This is a genomic window from Stenotrophomonas sp. I18B00994, assembly GCF_014145825.1.
GTDB classification, from domain to species: domain Bacteria; phylum Pseudomonadota; class Gammaproteobacteria; order Xanthomonadales; family Xanthomonadaceae; genus Stenotrophomonas; species Stenotrophomonas maltophilia.
Window position 1 is genome coordinate 197,021 of record NZ_JACIUW010000006.1, and the last position, 15,050, is coordinate 212,070.

Consider the following 15,050-nt stretch of genomic DNA (forward strand, 5'->3'; position numbering starts at 1 on the left):
GCGGCCGGCACTACCCCAGGTCAATCGAGCAGATGCGTGCTCAGGATCTGGCCATCCGCTCCCGGCAGATGTGGCAGCCGCCCCCAGCACGGCATCGGCAGGCGCTGCTGCAGCGTTGCGATGTTCTCATCCTGGCGCTGCATCGCCGGGTCGATGTGGTTGCCGATCCAGCCCAGGCACTCCACCCCATCGGCCTGCAACGACTGCGCGGTCAGTCGCGCGTGGTTGACGCAGCCCAGCCGCATGCCCACCACCAGCAACACCGGCAACCGCAATGCGCGCACCAGGTCGAGCTGGTCGAGCGTGGCCGAGACCGGTGCCAGCCAACCGCCAACACCCTCCACCACCACGACATCGGCCTGCGCGCGCAGCCGCTCGAACGCTGCCACGATCGGCGCCAGCTCCACCTGCACGCCGTCCTCGGCAGCGGCCAGCTCCGGTGCCAGCGGCTGGCGCAACGCATACGGGTTCAGATCGGCATAGTCCGGTACCGGCCAGCTGGCCGCCTGCAGCGCCAATGCGTCTTCGTTGCGCAGGCCCTGGCCCAGGTCTTCGCTGCCGCTGGCCACCGGCTTCATGCCCACCGCGCGCAGGCCGCGCCGGCGCAGTGCGTGCAGCAGCGCGGTGCTGGCCGCGGTCTTGCCGATCTCGGTATCGGTGCCGGTGACGAACAGGGCGGGCGGCAGCGTGGCGGGCAACGGCATCGACGGGCTCCAACAGGGCAACAGTGTGTGCATTATCGCTGGCCCGGCACGCTTGCTAGACTGCTGGCATGTTCGCCAATGCCTCGCTCACCGGCAGCAAGCCGGAACAATACGCCCAGCTGCTGGAACAGGCCCGTGGCCTGGTCTACGCCGAGTCCGACCGCATCGCCAACGCGGCCAACCTCTCGGCCCTGGTCTACCACGCCCTGCCCGACCTGAACTGGGTGGGCTTCTACCTGTACGACGGCAAGGAACTGGTGGTTGGCCCGTTCCAGGGCCTGCCGGCCTGCGTGCGCATCCCGCTGGACAAGGGCGTGTGCGGTGCCGCCGCCAGCCAGCGCGTGACCCAGCGCGTAGAGGACGTCGACGCCTTCCCCGGCCACATCGCCTGCGATTCGGCCTCGCGCTCGGAACTGGTGGTGCCGCTGCTGCGCGGCGATGAACTGATCGGCGTGTTCGACATCGACAGCCCGAAGGTCGGCCGCTTCGATGCCGACGACCAGGCTGGCCTGGAAGCCATCGCCCGCGTGTTCGTCGAGGCGCTGGGATGAGCGCACCGAAGCTGCGCAACATCGGCCCGAAAAGTGCGGCGTGGCTGCGCCAGGTCGGCCTGCGCAGCCGCGACGACCTGGTCGCGATCGGAGCCGTCGGCGCCTTCGTCAAGGTCAAGCGCGCCGGCTTCAAGCCCAGCCTGAACCTGCTGTACTCGCTGGAAGGCGCGTTGCTGGACTGCCATTGGCAGGAGCTGAGCGAGCCACAGCGTGAAGCACTGGTGCAGGATTACGAAGCACGCATCGCTGCGCATCCGCTGAAGGCAGCCGGCCCGGCATCGGGCCCGGTGCATGAGCAGCGCTTCGATGCCGACGATGATGCTGAGGACAGCGTGGCCGAGGGCGCGGACGAGGATTGAGGCCTCCGCGTTCCTGGGGATGCCGGCCAGCGGCCGGCACTACCAGTGTGATGCGGGATCGGTAGCGCCGGGCCATGCCCGGCGAGTGCGCTCAGGGCTGCTGCAGCTCCAGCAGCTCACCCACCAGCCCGATCTCGCCGCGCTCCAGCCACACCCGCAGGCGCGTGCCGTGGTCGATACGCAGCGCCCAGCACAGCGACATGGGCAGGCCGCAGACCTGCGACAGCACCATGCGCAACGGGCCGCCATGGCTGACCACCAGCGTCGGCACCGGATCGTCATCATCGAGCAGGCGATCCAGCGCGCGCGCGATGCGCCGCTCGAAGTGGCCCCAGCTCTCGCCATTGGGCGGCGGGAACGCGTGCGGGTCGGCATGGAAGGCCGCCAGTGCATCCTCCGGCAAGTCGAACAGCGACCGCCCGTCCCAATCGCCGAAGTCCAGCTCTTCCCATTCCTCGTCCGCTTCCACGTCCAGCCCACGCGGCGTGGCCAGGGCCATCGCCGTATGCAGCGCGCGCAACCGCGGTGAACTGATCACCCGCTCCCAGCGTTGCCCGGCATAGGCCTCGACCAGCTCCTGCGGCAGCCCGGCCAGCTGCGGTGGGTCGCTGCGGCCATCAAGGAACTCGTCACGGCCATTGCCGGCATGGCGGACCAGGTCGAGGATCATGCGGGCGTCCCGGACGGGCGACGCAGGTAAAGCGGAAAACGGGCGGACATCGGCAACGGCACCACGGGATCGAGCAACCATTCTAAAGGCACAGCAAAGGCAGTCGCGCAGGCGCGACGCAACGGGACGGCCTGCGATGCCGTAGACTGCGCCCACTTCCAGGTGACCTGCGGCCATGGCCGGCAGGTTGAAACGGGAAGCCGGTGACGCGTGATTCCACGCCAGGCCGGCGCTGCCCCCGCAACGGTAAGCACGTCAGTTCCAGGCAACACCGCCACTGTGCCGCAGGCATGGGAAGGCGCCTGGACGGTGGCCTCGCGCCACCCGGCGGCAAGCCCGGAGACCGGCCCGGAAGCCTCAGGTCGCGATGCGGTGGGCATGGCGCTGGATGACCGTGGCGTGCGCTGCGGCATCGGCGCACGCCTGCCTTCGCGGCTCCTCCCCTTCGCCACGCGGGCGTGCGTGGCACTTGGAGTCCCCCATGAAGCTGCAGTCCCGAATGCTGTCCCTGGCCGTGCTGGCCGCCCTGCCCCCGCTGGCCCAGGCCGCCAATGACACCACCGCGCTCGACCAGATCCTGGTCACTGCCACCCGCACCCCGATCGCCCTGCAGGACAGCATCGCGCCGGCGCAGGTGATCGACCGCGCCCAGATCGAATCCAGCCAGGCCACTTCGCTGCAGGAACTGCTGCGCGGTCGCGCCGGCATCAACCTGGCCAATGCCGGCGGCCTCGGCAAGCAGAGCTCGCTGTTCCTGCGCGGTACCAATTCCGGCCACACCGTAGTGCTGGTGGACGGCGTGCGCATCAACAGCGCCGACCTCGGCCTGGCCATGTACCAGGACCTGCCGCTGGCGCAGATCGAGCGCGTGGAAATCGTGCGCGGCCCGCAGTCGAGCTTGTACGGCGCCGACGCCATCGGTGGCGTGATCCAGATCTTCACCCGCCGCAACCAGGGCGATTTCGCCCCGCACTTCCAGCTTGGCGGTGGCAGCAACGGCCTGCGTGAAGCCAGCGGTGGCATTGGCGGCGGTACCGAACGCGGCTGGTTCGGTGCCGACATCGCCTACCAGCATTCCGACGGCATCGATGCCTGCCGCGGCTCGGCCACGCTGTTCACCGGCTGCTTCGCCGACGAGCCCGACCGCGACGGTTACCGCAACCTGTCCAAGAGCCTGCGCGGTGGCTACACCTTCAACGACCAGTGGAACGTGGAAAGCAGCGCCCTGCGCGCCGACGGCAAGAACCATTACGACGGTTACTACAACTATTCGGAAACCCGCCAGCAGGTGCTGGCCGGCAAGGTGCGCTACACCCCGTCCGAGCGCCTGGCATTCACCGCAAACGTCGGGCGCAGTGACAACGAGTCGGACAACTTCGGCGACTTCGGTGCACGTGGCAGCGCACAGACCCACCGCGACAGCGCCTCCCTGCAGGGCGATTTCGGCGTGGCCGAGGGCCAGCTGCTGAGCGCAGGCGTGGACTGGAGCGAAGACAACCTGGATGGCAGCAGCGCGGGTTACCTGGTCGACAGCCGCCGCAACACCGGCGTATTCGTGCAGTACCAGGGCCGCTTCGGCCGCCACCAGCTGCAGGCCAGCGCACGCAACGACGACAACCAGCAGTTCGGCAACCACGCCACCGGCAGCGTTGGCTGGGCGATGGAGCTGGGCCACGGCCTGCGCCTCAACGCCAGCTATGGCACGGCGTTCAAGGCACCGACCTTCAGCGATCTGTACGACCCGTGGAGCGGCGTGCCGACGTTGAAGCCGGAGAAGTCCAAGAGCGCCAACCTCGGCGTTTCGCAGCAGGGCCAGGGCTGGCACTGGGGCCTGGACGTGTATGAAACCCGCATCGATGACCTGATCACCTACGATGCGGCAACCTTCAAGATGCAGCAGGTGGAGAAGGCCCGCATCCGCGGTGCCGAGCTGACCGGTGGCGTGCTGCTGGCCGGCTTCGACATCAACGCGCAGCTGAGCTACACCGACCCGCGCAACCGCACCGGCGGCAGCACCCAGTTCGACAACTGGCTGCCACGCCGCGCGCAGCAGACCGCGCGCCTGGACATCGACCGTCGCTTCGGCGATTTCCGCGCAGGCCTGACCGTGCAGGGTGCCGGCAAGCGCTACGATGATGCCTCGAATGCGGTGAAGGTGGGCGGCTACGGTACGCTGGATGTTCGCGCCGAATACGCACTGACGCCATCGTGGTCGCTGCTGGCACGTGCCGCCAACGTCTTCGACCGTCGCTACGAAACGGTGGCATGGTTCAACCAGCCCGGCCGCGAGTACCAGTTGAGCGTGCGTTACCAGCCGAAGTGAGCGCAACGTTCATGGTAGTGCCGGCCACTGGCCGGCAACATCATGACCTTCGGCAACGCATCCCGGGTTGCCGGCCAGCGGCCGGCACTACCCATTGCGTTGGCCGGCTTATCGGCCGGCGGCCAACCCCGGCAGTTCACGCAGGTCGTCGATCACCGCCACCGCATGCGCGGTGGCCAGGTCCAAGCCGCGCGGATAGCCGTAGCGCACCAGCGCGATCGGCATGCCGGCCTCTTCGGCGGCGCGGTAGTCGGTCAACGAATCACCCACCATCAGGCAGGACTCCACCGGCAGCCCGAAGTGCGCGGCGATGTGCCGCAGTGGCTCGCCACTGGGCTTGCGCTGCGGCAGCGAATCCCCCCCCAGTACCAGCGCGAATGCATCACCGATACCCAGGTGCTGCAGCAGCGGCGGCACCAGTGCTTCAGGCTTGTTGGTACAGATCGCCAGTGGCACGTTGCGCGCACGCAGTTGCGCCAGCGCTTCGCCCACGCCATCGAACAGCCGCGGGCTGCGCAGCAGGCACTCACGGTAGTGCACCATGAACACCGGCATCACCTCGGCCAGGTCCACCTCGCGGCCGGCGGCCTGCACCGCCTGCTCGACCAGACGACGCACACCGTCACCGATCCAGCCCAGCACGGTGGCTTCCGGCACGCGCGCCACGCCGATGTCTTCCAGCGTGCGGTTCAGCGCTTCGGCAATATCGGCAGCGCTGTCGACCAGCGTGCCATCGAGGTCGAACACGACCAGCGGATACGGATACGGCAAGGGACTGCACCTGCATGACGTGGGGCCGTCCATTGTACGCCGCAGTATTTTGGGCAGGCCTGCCTCAACCGATCCGGCGCGCGCGCGTGGCCAGGAACGTGGGCAGGTAACGGTCGATCAGGAAGCGCGGCTGCGGCTGCCAGTCTTCCATGAAGCGATCGATGACGAAGCCGGCATCGAGCTGGCCACCGATCAGTTCGGTCAGGCTGTGGCCGAAGGTCAGCGCATCGCCCCGCGCCAGTTTCGCCTCGCGCTCGGCCGGTGGCAGGTCTTCCAGATCCGAATAGGGAATGGCGTACTGCGGCCGGATCAGGCCCTGTGCATCCAGCTGCGGATCGCGTGCACCGACGAACAGCACCGGGTTGTAGAAGCTGGCCATCAGCATGCCATCGCGCGCCAGCACGCGGCGGCATTCGGTCCACACCGGCCGGACGTCGGGCACGTACAGGTTGGAGATCGGGTGGAAGACCACATCAAAGCTGTCGTTGGCGAAGGCGTGCAGATCGCGCATGTCGCCCTGCACGGTGCGCAGCTGCAGGCCGTCGCGCGCCGCCACGCTGCGGTCCTGTTCCAGCTGCCCATCGGACAGATCGAACACAGTGACGTCGGCCCCGGCCGCCGCCAGCACCGGGGCCTGCTGGCCACCGCCCGAGGCCAGGCACAGGATGCGGCGGCCGCGCACATCACCCAGCCAGTCCAGCGGCAGCGCGCGCGGGGTCAGGTGCACCTGCCAGCGGCCATCGCGCGCGGCGGCAATCGTTGAGCTTTCCACCGGGCGCGACCATTCGCGCACTTCGCTGGCCTGGCGGTCCCAGGCAGCACGGTTGTGGTCGATCAAGGCCTGTCCATGGTTCATGTGTTCTCCTTGCCCGGTGGGCGCCAATCCAGATCCTGGAAGGCCGGGCTGGCGAAACACTCGCCCAGGAAATCCAGGAATCGCCGCATGATAGCGGGCTGCTGGCGCCGTGATGCGTACACGGCATGAATGCCGAGTTCGTCCAGACTGAATTCGGGCAGCAGTTCGATCAGCTCGCCACTGCGCAGCAGCGGCGCCACCTGGTAGGTCGGCAGCATCGCGATGCCGGCGCCGGCACGCACCGCTTCCAGCAACAGCGAGGCTTCGTTGGCGCTGATGTTGCCGCCCACCGCCACCGACAGCGAACGGCCATCGCGGTGCAGCTGCCACAGGCTCTTGCCCACGTAGTGATGGGTCAGGCAGTTGTGCGCGGCCAGGTGTTCCGGTGCGGTAGGCGTACCGCGCGCGTGCAGGTACGACGGCGTCGCGCACAGCACCGAGCGGCAGGTGGCCAGCCGTCGTGCGATCAGACTGGGATCGATCTGGCGGGCGATGCGCACAGCAAGGTCCACCCGCTCTTCCACCAGGTTCACCATGCGGTCGACCAGCAGCAGTTCGATGCGCGCCGCCGGATGGCGTGCGACAAAAGCGGCCACCGCCCGCGCCAGGTGGCTCTGCCCGAACGACACGCTGGCGGTCACCCGCAACGTGCCGTGCGGTTCGGGATCGTCGCTGGCCAGCTCACCGTGCAGTTCCTCGCCGATGGCCAGCATCTGCCGGAAGCGCACCAGCGCCGCCTCGCCGGGGCCGGTCAGGCTGACCCGGCGCGTGGTCCGGTGCAGCAGGCGCGCGCCCAGCCAACCCTCGACCTCGGCGAGGTAGCGGGTGACCATCGCCCGTGACATGTCCAGCACCTCGGCGGCGGCGGTGAGGCTGCCGCGCTCGGCCACCTCGACGAACACGGTCATGGCGGTCAATCGGTCCATATGCTCGATCCATGCAACAAACAAGCGCGTTATACGCTGTTTTTCGAGCGACTTCAGCGGCCTAGAGTGGCGCCATTCCCACCCCATACCACCCCACGGAGTCCTGCCATGAAGATCGCCCTCGTTGGTTCCACCGGCAACATCGGCCGCCAGATCGCCCGCCACGCGCTGGCCAACGGCCACGAACTCACCGTCATCGTGCGCAGCGCGCAGGATCTTCCGGCCGAACTGGCCGGTGCCCATCCGGTGATCGCCCCGCTGGATGACCAGGATGCCCTGGTCGCCGCCATCGCCGGCCACAACGTGCTGGCCAGCGCCTATGGCCCGCGTCCGGGCGATGACATCGGCCGCGTCGGCGACGTGGCTGCACAGCTGGCCGCCGCCGCGCGCAAGGCCGGTGTACCGCGCCTGGTGGTGGTCGGTGGCGCCGGCAGCCTGGAAGTCGCGCCGGGCGTGCAGCTGGTCGATACCCCCAACTTCCCGGAGGCCTACAAGCCGTACGCGCTGGCCCATCGTGAAGCCTTCAATCGCCTGCAGGCGGTGGACGACCTGGACTGGACCTTCTTCTCGCCGGCCGCCGAAATCGGCCCGGGCGAAGAGCGCGGCCAGTACCGCGTGCAGCCCAAGGCCTTCCTCGCTGATGCCAGCGGCCACAGCCGCATCAGCTACGCCGACTACGGCGCCGCGTTCGTCGCCGAGCTGGAAGCGCAGCAGTACCCGAAGCAGATCATCACCGCGGCGTACTGATCGACGCGCGTGCCCTGTAGAGCCGAAGGCAACGGCAGGAGCCGTTGCCAACGTCACTTGCGACGGCCCGCAGGGGCCCGGGCAAGGACGCCCGGCATAGCCCACGTTCGGCTCCCCATTCGACACAAGGAATTTCCAATGCGCACCGCTGCCCTGCTGCTTCCCCTCGCCCTGGCCGCCAGCTTCACCAGTGCGCCGCTGCTGGCCGCACCGGCCACCGCGGCGCCCGCGGCAGCGACAAAATCCCAGCTGCACCTGCAGACCTTCCATCCCGGTCCGCAGGCGATGTTCTCGGTGTCCTCGGTGCTGATCGAAGGCCGCCGCGATGCGATCCTGGTCGATGCGCAGTTCGGCGCCAGCGACGCGCGCAAGCTGGTCGAGCTGATCCGTGCCAGCGGCAAGCAGCTGACAACGATCTACATCAGCCACAGTGATCCGGACTACTACTTCGGCCTGGCTACCCTGCAGGACGCGTTCCCGCAGGCACGCATCGTCGCCACTGCGCAGACCGTTGCCCACATCCAGCAGACCCAGGCCGGCAAGCTGGCCTACTGGGGGCCGAAGATGGGTGCCGACGTGCCGTCGCGCATCGTGGTGCCGCAGGTGCTGGATGGCGATGCCCTGCAGCTGGAAGGCCAGCGCCTGCCGCTGATCGGCCTGGATGGCCCGACCCCGGACCGCACGGTGCTGTGGGTGCCGTCGCTGCGCGCGATCGTCGGCGGCATTCCGGTGGTGGCCGGTGAACACGTGTGGATGGCCGACACGCAGACGCCGAAGTCGCATGCCGACTGGCTGCAGACCCTGCAGCGGTTGCAGGCGCTGAAGCCGAAGGTGGTGGTGCCGGGGCATTACGCGCCGGGTGCCGCACTGGATGCCAGCGCGCTGGTGTTCACGGCGGACTACATCCGCGCGTTCGATGCCGAGACGGCAAAGGCCAAGGACAGTGCGGCGCTGGTGAAGGCGATGCAGGCGCGCTATCCGAAGCTGGCGGGCGTGGCGTCGCTGGAACTGAGTGCGAAGGTGGCCAAGGGCGAGATGCAGTGGCCGTGAGGTAGGGAGTTTTCTTTTTGCAGGGCTGCGCCCTGCACCTGCAGAGGCAACAGCAACAGCAACAGCTGGCTATCCGTGGGATGGCGAGGTGGGTCCGGTTGCGGGGGACGCTGCAAGTCCCCCTCCGGGGCCCGGCCCAGCCGCTGGCGGCTGTGCGTTCGGGCGCTTGCGAAGCAGTGCTTCGCAAGCAAAGCGCCCTCACCCATGTAAGCTCGATCGCGGCTTGCTCGTGTGCGCTGTCCTGCGCACACGGCAAGACCGGGGTTGGGCGTCCTGCCCAACCCGCCCGAGGCATGCCTCGGGCCCATGCGGCTCACGCCCCCGCAACCGGACCCACCCCGCCTTCGACAGTTTCCCGCTATCTGTCGGAACCTGCTGCTGATGGTGGGTGCCGACCGTTGATCGGCACGGGGCCGGATCCCATTGCTGCGCAACGGGCTCTGACCCCACTGTTTGATGATTAGGTATCTGTGGGATTGATCATGTCGTGCTCGAACAATTCCCCCTGCACCACCGGCTCCTTTTCGCGGAAGCCACCCAGCCCGACGCCGACCAGGCGGTAGCGCGTCTCGGCCGGCAGATCGACGCGGGCGCGCAGGGCCAGTGCGATGTCACGCAGCTCTTCCATCGATTCCGGCGGGCGCTCCGGGGTGAAGCTGCGGGTGAGGATGCGGAACTGCGCGGTCTTCAGTTTCAGCACCACGGTGTGGCCGATGCGCTCGGTCTTGCGCGTGGCGTTCCAGGTCTTCCCTGCCAGCTGCACGATCGCCTCGGTCAGGTCTTCCAGCAGCAGGTCTTCGGCGAAGGTGTCCTCCGAGGAGATCGACTGCACCTGCTGGTCCGGTTCCACCGGCCGCTCGTCGATGCCACGTGCGCGGTTGTACAGGCTGCGGCCGAAGCTGCCGAATGCCTCTTCCAGATCGATCAAGGCCCACTGCCGCAGGTCGCCGCAGGTGACGATGCCGCGCGCGGCCAGCTTGCCTTCCATGACCTTGCCGACGCCGGGCACGCGGTTCACCGGCAGCGGCGCCAGGAACGCATCCACGCGCTGCGGCGGAATCACGAACTGGCCGTCGGGCTTGCGCCAGTCCGAGGCGATCTTGGCCAGGAACTTGTTCGGCGCGATCCCGGCTGAAGCAGTCAGGTTCGTTTCCTCGCGGATCTGCGCGCGGATGGTGCGGGCGATGTCGGTGGCCAGTTCAATGCCACTCTTCGGCTCGGTCACGTCCAGATAGGCCTCGTCCAGCGACAGCGGCTCGACCAGGTCGGTATGGCGCAGGAAGATCGCGCGTACCTGCTGTGACACCGCCTTGTAACGCGCGAAGTCCGGCGGCACGAAGATCGCGTCCGGGCACAGGCGCTCGGCACGCACGGCGGGCATCGCCGAACGCACGCCGAACACGCGCGCCTCGTAGGACGCCGCACACACCACCGAGCGGGCGCCACGCCATGCCACGACCACCGGCTTGCCACGGAGTGACGGATCGTCGCGCTGCTCCACCGACGCGTAGAACGCGTCCATGTCAACGTGGATGATCTTGCGCAGTCGGGTCATGTCAGCTGGGAAAGGCGGGGCCGGGCGGGGTGGGCCACACGCCGAAGTATGGTCGTTGCACATCAACAGGATGCGCGTATTCCCTTGAAAACACTACGGTTGCGTACGGTTGAAATGTTTGATCGGCGCAGTTTCCACGGGCATTCTCGGGCGCTTGTTTCCCTGTTCTTCGCTTCCAGGATTGTGCTTCATGACCCGTCTCCACGCGTTCAACCGCGAACAGCTGCTGGCCAGCGCACGCGGTGAACTGTTCGGCACCGCTGCCGGCCGTCTGCCCAACGACCCGATGCTGATGTTCGACCGCATCACCGACATCCGCGAGGACGGCGGACCGCATGGCAAAGGCATGGTACGCGCCGAACTGGATATCCGCCCGGACCTGTGGTTCTTCGGCTGCCATTTCATTGGCGACCCGGTGATGCCCGGCTGCCTGGGCCTGGACGCCATGTGGCAGCTGACCGGCTTCTTCCTGACCTGGCTGGGCGCCCCCGGCAAGGGCCGCGCGCTGGGCTGTGGCGAAGTGAAGTTCACCGGCCAGGTGCTGCCGGAAGCCAAGCTCGTGCGTTACGAGATCGACATCAGCCGCGTCATCAACCGCAAGCTGGTGATGGCCCAGTCGGACGCCCGCATGTACGTGGATGACCGCGAAATCTACAGCGCGCGCGACCTGCGCGTCGGCCTGTTCACCGAAACCGGGAGCTTCTGATGCGTCGCGTCGTCATCACCGGCATGGGCATCACGTCCTGCCTCGGCAATGATCTGGATACCGTTTCGGCCGCGCTGCGCGAAGGGCGCTCGGGCATCACCGCCCTGGCCGACCACGCCGAAGCGGGCCTGCGCAGCCAGGTCGGCGGTCGTGTCGACCTCGATCTGGAGGCACTGATCGACCGCAAGCAGAAGCGCTTCATGAGCGATGCGGCAGCCTTCGCCTATCTGGCCATGCGCGATGCCATCGCCGATGCCGGGCTCAGCGCCGAGCAGGTCAGCAGCCTGCGCACCGGCCTGATCGCCGGTTCCGGTGGCGGCTCCAGCGAATGGCAGATCGGCGCGGTCGACCTGCTGCGCGAACGTGGTGTGCGCAAGGTCGGCCCGTACATGGTGCCGCGCACGATGTGCTCGACGGTCTCGGCCTGCCTGGCCACGGCCTACCAGATCAAGGGCGTCAGCTATTCGCTGTCGGCCGCCTGCGCGACCTCGGCGCACTGCATCGGCGCGGCCGCGGACATGATCCGCCATGGCGCGCAGGACATCATGTTCGCCGGTGGCGGTGAAGACCTGCACTGGTCGATGAGCGTGATGTTCGATGCGATGGGCGCGCTGTCGACCAGCTTCAACGAAACCCCGGCCAGCGCCTCGCGTCCGTACGACAAGGACCGCGACGGCTTCGTCATCGCCGGTGGTGGCGGCATGCTGGTGCTGGAGGACTACGACCACGCCGTTGCGCGCGGCGCGCACATCCACGCCGAACTGATCGGCTATGGCGTGACCTCCGACGGCGCCGACATGGTCGCTCCGTCCGGCGAAGGCGCGGTGCGCTGCATGAAGATGGCGCTGCAGGGCGTCGATCGCCCGCTGGACTACCTCAACACCCACGGCACCTCCACGCCGCTGGGCGACGTCACCGAGCTCAATGCGATCCGCGAAGTGTTCGGCGATGCGGTGCCGCCGCTGTCCTCGACCAAGGCGCTGTCCGGCCATTCGCTCGGTGCGGCGAGCGTGCACGAGGCGATCTACTGCCTGCTGATGATGCGCGATGGCTTCGTTGCCGGTTCGGCCAACATCGGCGAGCTGGACCCGAAGGTGGAGAGCTTCCCGATCCTGCGCGAAAGCCGCCAGCAGAAGCTGGATACGGTGATGTCCAACAGCTTCGGCTTTGGTGGCACCAACGCCGCGCTGGTGTTCGGGCGGGTGTGAGGGGCAGGTGTGCCGACCAACGGTCGGCACCCACCAGGGCAGTAAAGAGTGCCAACCAAGGTTGGCACCCACCGGGGCATTGGGGTCTGCCGACCAACGGTCGGCACCTACCGGTTACCTCGGCAACAACGGCAGCAGCAGCGCGTGCGCGTCCACCAGCGATCCAACGATGCGGTGGCCCAGGGCACGCAACTCTTCATCCGGATGCACCAGGTCAGGCACCTGGATCACGGTCATGCCGGCCGCCAGCGCCGCACGCGTACCGGCCGGTGAGTCTTCCAGCGCCAGGCAGCGTTCCGGCGCCTGGCCCAGCCGCTGCGCGGCCAGCAGGTAGATGTCCGGCGCCGGCTTCGGCCGCGCGACGTCGCCACTGGTGATCACCGCATCGAAGTACGGCAGCAGGCCGGCCGCAGCCAGCTTGCGGTTGGCACGCGGCTGCCGCGTGGTGGTTGCCACCGCACGCGGTACCGCATGCGCCTTCAGCAGTTGCAGCAACTCCAGGATTCCCGGCCGCAACGGCAGGCCGGTCTGCGTGCGTGCTTCATACAGGTCGTGGCAGCGCGCGGCCACCGCCTCGATCACGCTGTCCTCGATGCCCTGCGCACGCAGCAGCGCGTGCGTGTCACGGTCACCGAGGCCGACCATGCGCAGGAACACCGCCTCGTCCAGGCCCAGTCCGAACTCTTCGGCGGCCTGGCTCCAGCAGGCCAGCGAAACCCGCTCGCTGTCGATCATCAGGCCGTCCATGTCGAAGATGACGGCGTCGGGGAGGAACGGCAGCGCAGCGATGGTGGTCATGGAGCGAACAGCGTATCCAGGTCGGTGGAGGTGAGCTGCCGCCATTGCCCTTCGTCCAGCCCCTGCAGATCCAGCCCGCCGACGCGGCTGCGGTGCAGGGCCTGCACGTGGTTGCCGGTGGCGGCGAACATGCGGCGTACCTGATGGTAGCGGCCTTCGTGCAGCACCAGGCGCGCGCGGCGCGCATCCAGCACTTCCAGTTCAGCCGGCAGCAGGGGCGTCTTCTCGGACTCCAGCATCAGCGTACCGCTGGCGAACAACGCTACCTCATCGCCGCGCAGGTCGTCGCTCAACTCGACCTCATAGACTTTCGGCAGCTTCGACTTCGGCGAGATGATCCGGTGCAGCAGGCCGCCATCGTCGGTCAGCAGCAGCAGGCCACTGGTCTCGCGGTCGAGGCGGCCCACCGTGGACAGCACCGGATCGCGATCGCGGAAGCGCGGCGGCAGCAGATCGTAGATCAGGCGGCCGGTGTCCTTGGTCGAGCAGGTGTAGCCAGCCGGCTTGTGCAGCGCGATCGACAGGCCCACCGGCGGGTCCAGCGGCTCGCCGTCGACACGGATCGCCTCGTGCGGCACCTGGTCGTCGGCATACAGCACCTCGCCGTCGGCGTCGGTGACGCGGCCTTCGCGGAACATCCACTGCACCTGCTTGCGGCTGCCATAGCCCAGGTTGGCGATGAGCTTGACCAGCTTCACTTGCCCTTCCCCTTCACCGCTTCCACCAGCTTGAAGCCATCACGCTCGGCGATCACGCGCACCGCGCCAAAGCTCTCGTTGAGCGTGTACTCGTACGGCAGGTGGCGGTTGGCCACCACGTACAGGCGTCCGCCCGGGCGCAGCGCCTGCGCGGCCACGGCGATGAAGCGCTGGCCGATGTCCGGGCGATCGGCGCGCGACGGCGTGTGGAACGGCGGGTTGCTGATGATGACGTCGTAGCCCGGTTCGATGCCGGCGGTGACGTCCTGCCACAGGAAGCGCAGCGGCAGCGGGCGCGGCGGCGGCGCCAGATTGAGTTCGGCCAGTGCCAGCGCGCGCTGCTCGGCTTCGTACAGGTCCAGCGCGGTGATCTTCGGGCAGCGTTCCAGCAGCTCGCGCGACAGGTAGCCGTAGCCCGCGCCGAGGTCGGCGGCACGCCCGGCCAGGTCGGCCGGCAGGTGTTCGGCCAACAGCGCCGACGCCGGGTCGATGCGATCCCAGGCGAACACGCCCGGGCGGCTGAGGAAACGGCCCCCGACAATCGGGCGCACTGCATCCAGCGCCGACCAGCGCTTGGCCAGGTCGGCGTCGTGCTGGCCCTGCATCGGCGCGGTCCAGTACACGCGGCAGTGATTCTTGGTCAGGCTGCCGCCGAGGCCGGTCAGCTGCTTGAGGTCACCCTCGCCCGAGCGTGCGCCTTCGTTGTTGGACTGGCAGGCAACGATGCGGCCGCCGTCGGCGACCAGCGCCAGCGCGCGGGCGAACAGCGCGCGGGCTTCTTCACGCTGGCGCGGCGGCAGCACCAGCACCAGCGGGTAGCGGCCCTTGCCGGCCACATCATCCAGCTGGCCGCTGACGGTCCAGCCAGCGGCCTGCTGCAGCGGCTGCGCGAACGGGGCGAAGCTCTGCTCGCAATGCACCTCGCGGTTGCCGGCCACTTCGCGCAGCGGCCAGCCGTCGCGGGCCCGCAGGAAAGCCACGGGGCCTTCCGGCCAGCGCAGGGCGCCTTGGGAGAACGGCAGGAACAGGGTCTGCAGGGGGGCGTCGTCGCTGGAGGCCATCGGCGCGGGTACTTCAAGCGTGAGGGCCGTCCATTGTACCGGCTTGACCGGGCCGGCCCCGGCAGCC

General features: G+C 68.3%; 16 protein-coding genes and 1 riboswitch. Of the genes, 7 read left to right on the forward strand and 9 right to left on the reverse strand.

From position 1 onward, the window contains the following. Positions 1-20 precede the first annotated feature (20 nt). Positions 21-704: a dethiobiotin synthase gene (bioD, locus tag H4O10_RS08865; RefSeq protein ID WP_049452550.1), complete on the reverse strand. Its 684-nt coding sequence runs from the start codon at positions 702-704 to the stop codon at positions 21-23. 68 nt (positions 705-772) lie between these two features. Here bioD and H4O10_RS08870 point away from each other — a divergent pair, with 68 nt between their 5' ends. Beyond that, the gene (locus tag H4O10_RS08870) at positions 773-1,255 is read left to right on the forward strand and encodes a GAF domain-containing protein (protein WP_005407940.1); all 483 of its coding nucleotides are present in this window, start codon (positions 773-775) and stop codon (positions 1,253-1,255) included. Then, positions 1,252-1,614 (forward strand): TfoX/Sxy family protein, encoded by a 363-nt coding sequence (locus H4O10_RS08875; protein WP_005407939.1) that lies wholly within the window; start codon positions 1,252-1,254, stop codon positions 1,612-1,614. Before H4O10_RS08870 ends, H4O10_RS08875 begins: the two co-directional genes overlap by 4 nt. 91 nt (positions 1,615-1,705) lie before the next feature. Here the strand turns inward: H4O10_RS08875 and H4O10_RS08880 are convergent, their stop codons facing one another. Beyond that, complete coding sequence (locus tag H4O10_RS08880; protein ID WP_005407938.1) at positions 1,706-2,284, reverse strand: histidine phosphatase family protein; 579 nt, start codon at positions 2,282-2,284, stop codon at positions 1,706-1,708. Between the two features lie 143 nt (positions 2,285-2,427). Further along, a riboswitch (cobalamin riboswitch) is annotated at positions 2,428-2,651 on the forward strand. 114 nt (positions 2,652-2,765) lie between these two features. Between H4O10_RS08880 and btuB the strand changes: the two genes are divergently transcribed. Then, positions 2,766-4,607 (forward strand): TonB-dependent vitamin B12 receptor, encoded by a 1,842-nt coding sequence (btuB, locus tag H4O10_RS08885; RefSeq protein ID WP_049452552.1) that lies wholly within the window; start codon positions 2,766-2,768, stop codon positions 4,605-4,607. Between the two features lie 108 nt (positions 4,608-4,715). On the opposite strand, the gene gph is transcribed toward btuB, so the two are convergent. From gph to H4O10_RS08900, 3 genes are all read right to left on the reverse strand, one after another. Beyond that, positions 4,716-5,378, reverse strand: a complete 663-nt coding sequence (gph, locus tag H4O10_RS08890; protein WP_088470544.1) for a phosphoglycolate phosphatase — start codon at positions 5,376-5,378, stop codon at positions 4,716-4,718. 64 nt (positions 5,379-5,442) lie between these two features. Then, positions 5,443-6,234 (reverse strand): class I SAM-dependent methyltransferase, encoded by a 792-nt coding sequence (locus H4O10_RS08895; RefSeq protein ID WP_049452554.1) that lies wholly within the window; start codon positions 6,232-6,234, stop codon positions 5,443-5,445. Continuing rightward, complete coding sequence (locus H4O10_RS08900) at positions 6,231-7,160, reverse strand: LysR family transcriptional regulator (RefSeq protein WP_049452555.1); 930 nt, start codon at positions 7,158-7,160, stop codon at positions 6,231-6,233. The genes H4O10_RS08895 and H4O10_RS08900 overlap by 4 nt, the downstream gene beginning before the upstream one ends. Before the next feature lie 108 nt (positions 7,161-7,268). Here H4O10_RS08900 and H4O10_RS08905 point away from each other — a divergent pair, with 108 nt between their 5' ends. Together H4O10_RS08905 and H4O10_RS08910 are read left to right on the forward strand one after the other, a co-directional pair. Beyond that, a complete protein-coding gene (locus H4O10_RS08905; RefSeq protein WP_049452556.1) occupies positions 7,269-7,907 on the forward strand; it encodes an NAD(P)H-binding protein in 639 nt (212 codons plus the stop codon). Between the two features lie 138 nt (positions 7,908-8,045). Next, complete coding sequence (locus H4O10_RS08910) at positions 8,046-8,957, forward strand: MBL fold metallo-hydrolase (RefSeq protein ID WP_049452557.1); 912 nt, start codon at positions 8,046-8,048, stop codon at positions 8,955-8,957. A 460-nt stretch (positions 8,958-9,417) separates the two neighbouring features. Here H4O10_RS08910 and dinB read toward each other — a convergent pair whose 3' ends face one another. Next, positions 9,418-10,512: a DNA polymerase IV gene (gene dinB, locus H4O10_RS08915; protein WP_005412135.1), complete on the reverse strand. Its 1,095-nt coding sequence runs from the start codon at positions 10,510-10,512 to the stop codon at positions 9,418-9,420. Positions 10,513-10,702: 190 nt separating this feature from the next. On the opposite strand from dinB, the gene fabA reads away from it, so the two are divergent. Further along, positions 10,703-11,218, forward strand: coding sequence for a 3-hydroxyacyl-[acyl-carrier-protein] dehydratase FabA (gene fabA / locus H4O10_RS08920; RefSeq protein WP_005407930.1), 516 nt, complete (start codon positions 10,703-10,705; stop codon positions 11,216-11,218). Beyond that, complete coding sequence (fabB, locus tag H4O10_RS08925; protein ID WP_049453938.1) at positions 11,218-12,426, forward strand: beta-ketoacyl-ACP synthase I; 1,209 nt, start codon at positions 11,218-11,220, stop codon at positions 12,424-12,426. The genes fabA and fabB overlap by 1 nt, the downstream gene beginning before the upstream one ends. 114 nt (positions 12,427-12,540) lie before the next feature. Here the strand turns inward: fabB and H4O10_RS08930 are convergent, their stop codons facing one another. Genes H4O10_RS08930 through H4O10_RS08940 form a run of 3 tightly spaced genes read right to left on the reverse strand, consistent with a single transcriptional unit; the run spans position 12,541 to position 14,983 of the window. Further along, positions 12,541-13,224, reverse strand: coding sequence for an HAD family phosphatase (locus H4O10_RS08930; RefSeq protein ID WP_049453936.1), 684 nt, complete (start codon positions 13,222-13,224; stop codon positions 12,541-12,543). Continuing rightward, positions 13,221-13,922 (reverse strand): pseudouridine synthase, encoded by a 702-nt coding sequence (locus H4O10_RS08935; RefSeq protein ID WP_005407927.1) that lies wholly within the window; start codon positions 13,920-13,922, stop codon positions 13,221-13,223. Before H4O10_RS08935 ends, H4O10_RS08930 begins: the two co-directional genes overlap by 4 nt. Beyond that, positions 13,919-14,983 carry a class I SAM-dependent methyltransferase gene (locus H4O10_RS08940; RefSeq protein ID WP_049395664.1) on the reverse strand — a complete coding sequence of 355 codons (1,065 nt, stop codon included), beginning with the start codon at positions 14,981-14,983 and terminating at the stop codon, positions 13,919-13,921. The genes H4O10_RS08935 and H4O10_RS08940 overlap by 4 nt, the downstream gene beginning before the upstream one ends. Positions 14,984-15,050 lie beyond the last annotated feature (67 nt).

Coding starts and splice junctions, on each gene's coding strand:
- H4O10_RS08930 (WP_049453936.1), bottom strand. CDS start 13,224: ATGACCACCATCGCTGCGCTGCCGTTCCTCCCCGACGCCGTCATCTTC.
- dinB (WP_005412135.1), bottom strand. CDS start 10,512: ATGACCCGACTGCGCAAGATCATCCACGTTGACATGGACGCGTTCTAC.
- H4O10_RS08940 (WP_049395664.1), bottom strand. CDS start 14,983: ATGGCCTCCAGCGACGACGCCCCCCTGCAGACCCTGTTCCTGCCGTTC.
- H4O10_RS08905 (WP_049452556.1), top strand. CDS start 7,269: ATGAAGATCGCCCTCGTTGGTTCCACCGGCAACATCGGCCGCCAGATC.
- fabA (WP_005407930.1), top strand. CDS start 10,703: ATGACCCGTCTCCACGCGTTCAACCGCGAACAGCTGCTGGCCAGCGCA.
- H4O10_RS08880 (WP_005407938.1), bottom strand. CDS start 2,284: ATGATCCTCGACCTGGTCCGCCATGCCGGCAATGGCCGTGACGAGTTC.
- H4O10_RS08875 (WP_005407939.1), top strand. CDS start 1,252: ATGAGCGCACCGAAGCTGCGCAACATCGGCCCGAAAAGTGCGGCGTGG.
- H4O10_RS08895 (WP_049452554.1), bottom strand. CDS start 6,234: ATGAACCATGGACAGGCCTTGATCGACCACAACCGTGCTGCCTGGGAC.
- bioD (WP_049452550.1), bottom strand. CDS start 704: ATGCCGTTGCCCGCCACGCTGCCGCCCGCCCTGTTCGTCACCGGCACC.
- btuB (WP_049452552.1), top strand. CDS start 2,766: ATGAAGCTGCAGTCCCGAATGCTGTCCCTGGCCGTGCTGGCCGCCCTG.
- fabB (WP_049453938.1), top strand. CDS start 11,218: ATGCGTCGCGTCGTCATCACCGGCATGGGCATCACGTCCTGCCTCGGC.
- H4O10_RS08910 (WP_049452557.1), top strand. CDS start 8,046: ATGCGCACCGCTGCCCTGCTGCTTCCCCTCGCCCTGGCCGCCAGCTTC.
- H4O10_RS08870 (WP_005407940.1), top strand. CDS start 773: ATGTTCGCCAATGCCTCGCTCACCGGCAGCAAGCCGGAACAATACGCC.
- H4O10_RS08900 (WP_049452555.1), bottom strand. CDS start 7,160: ATGGACCGATTGACCGCCATGACCGTGTTCGTCGAGGTGGCCGAGCGC.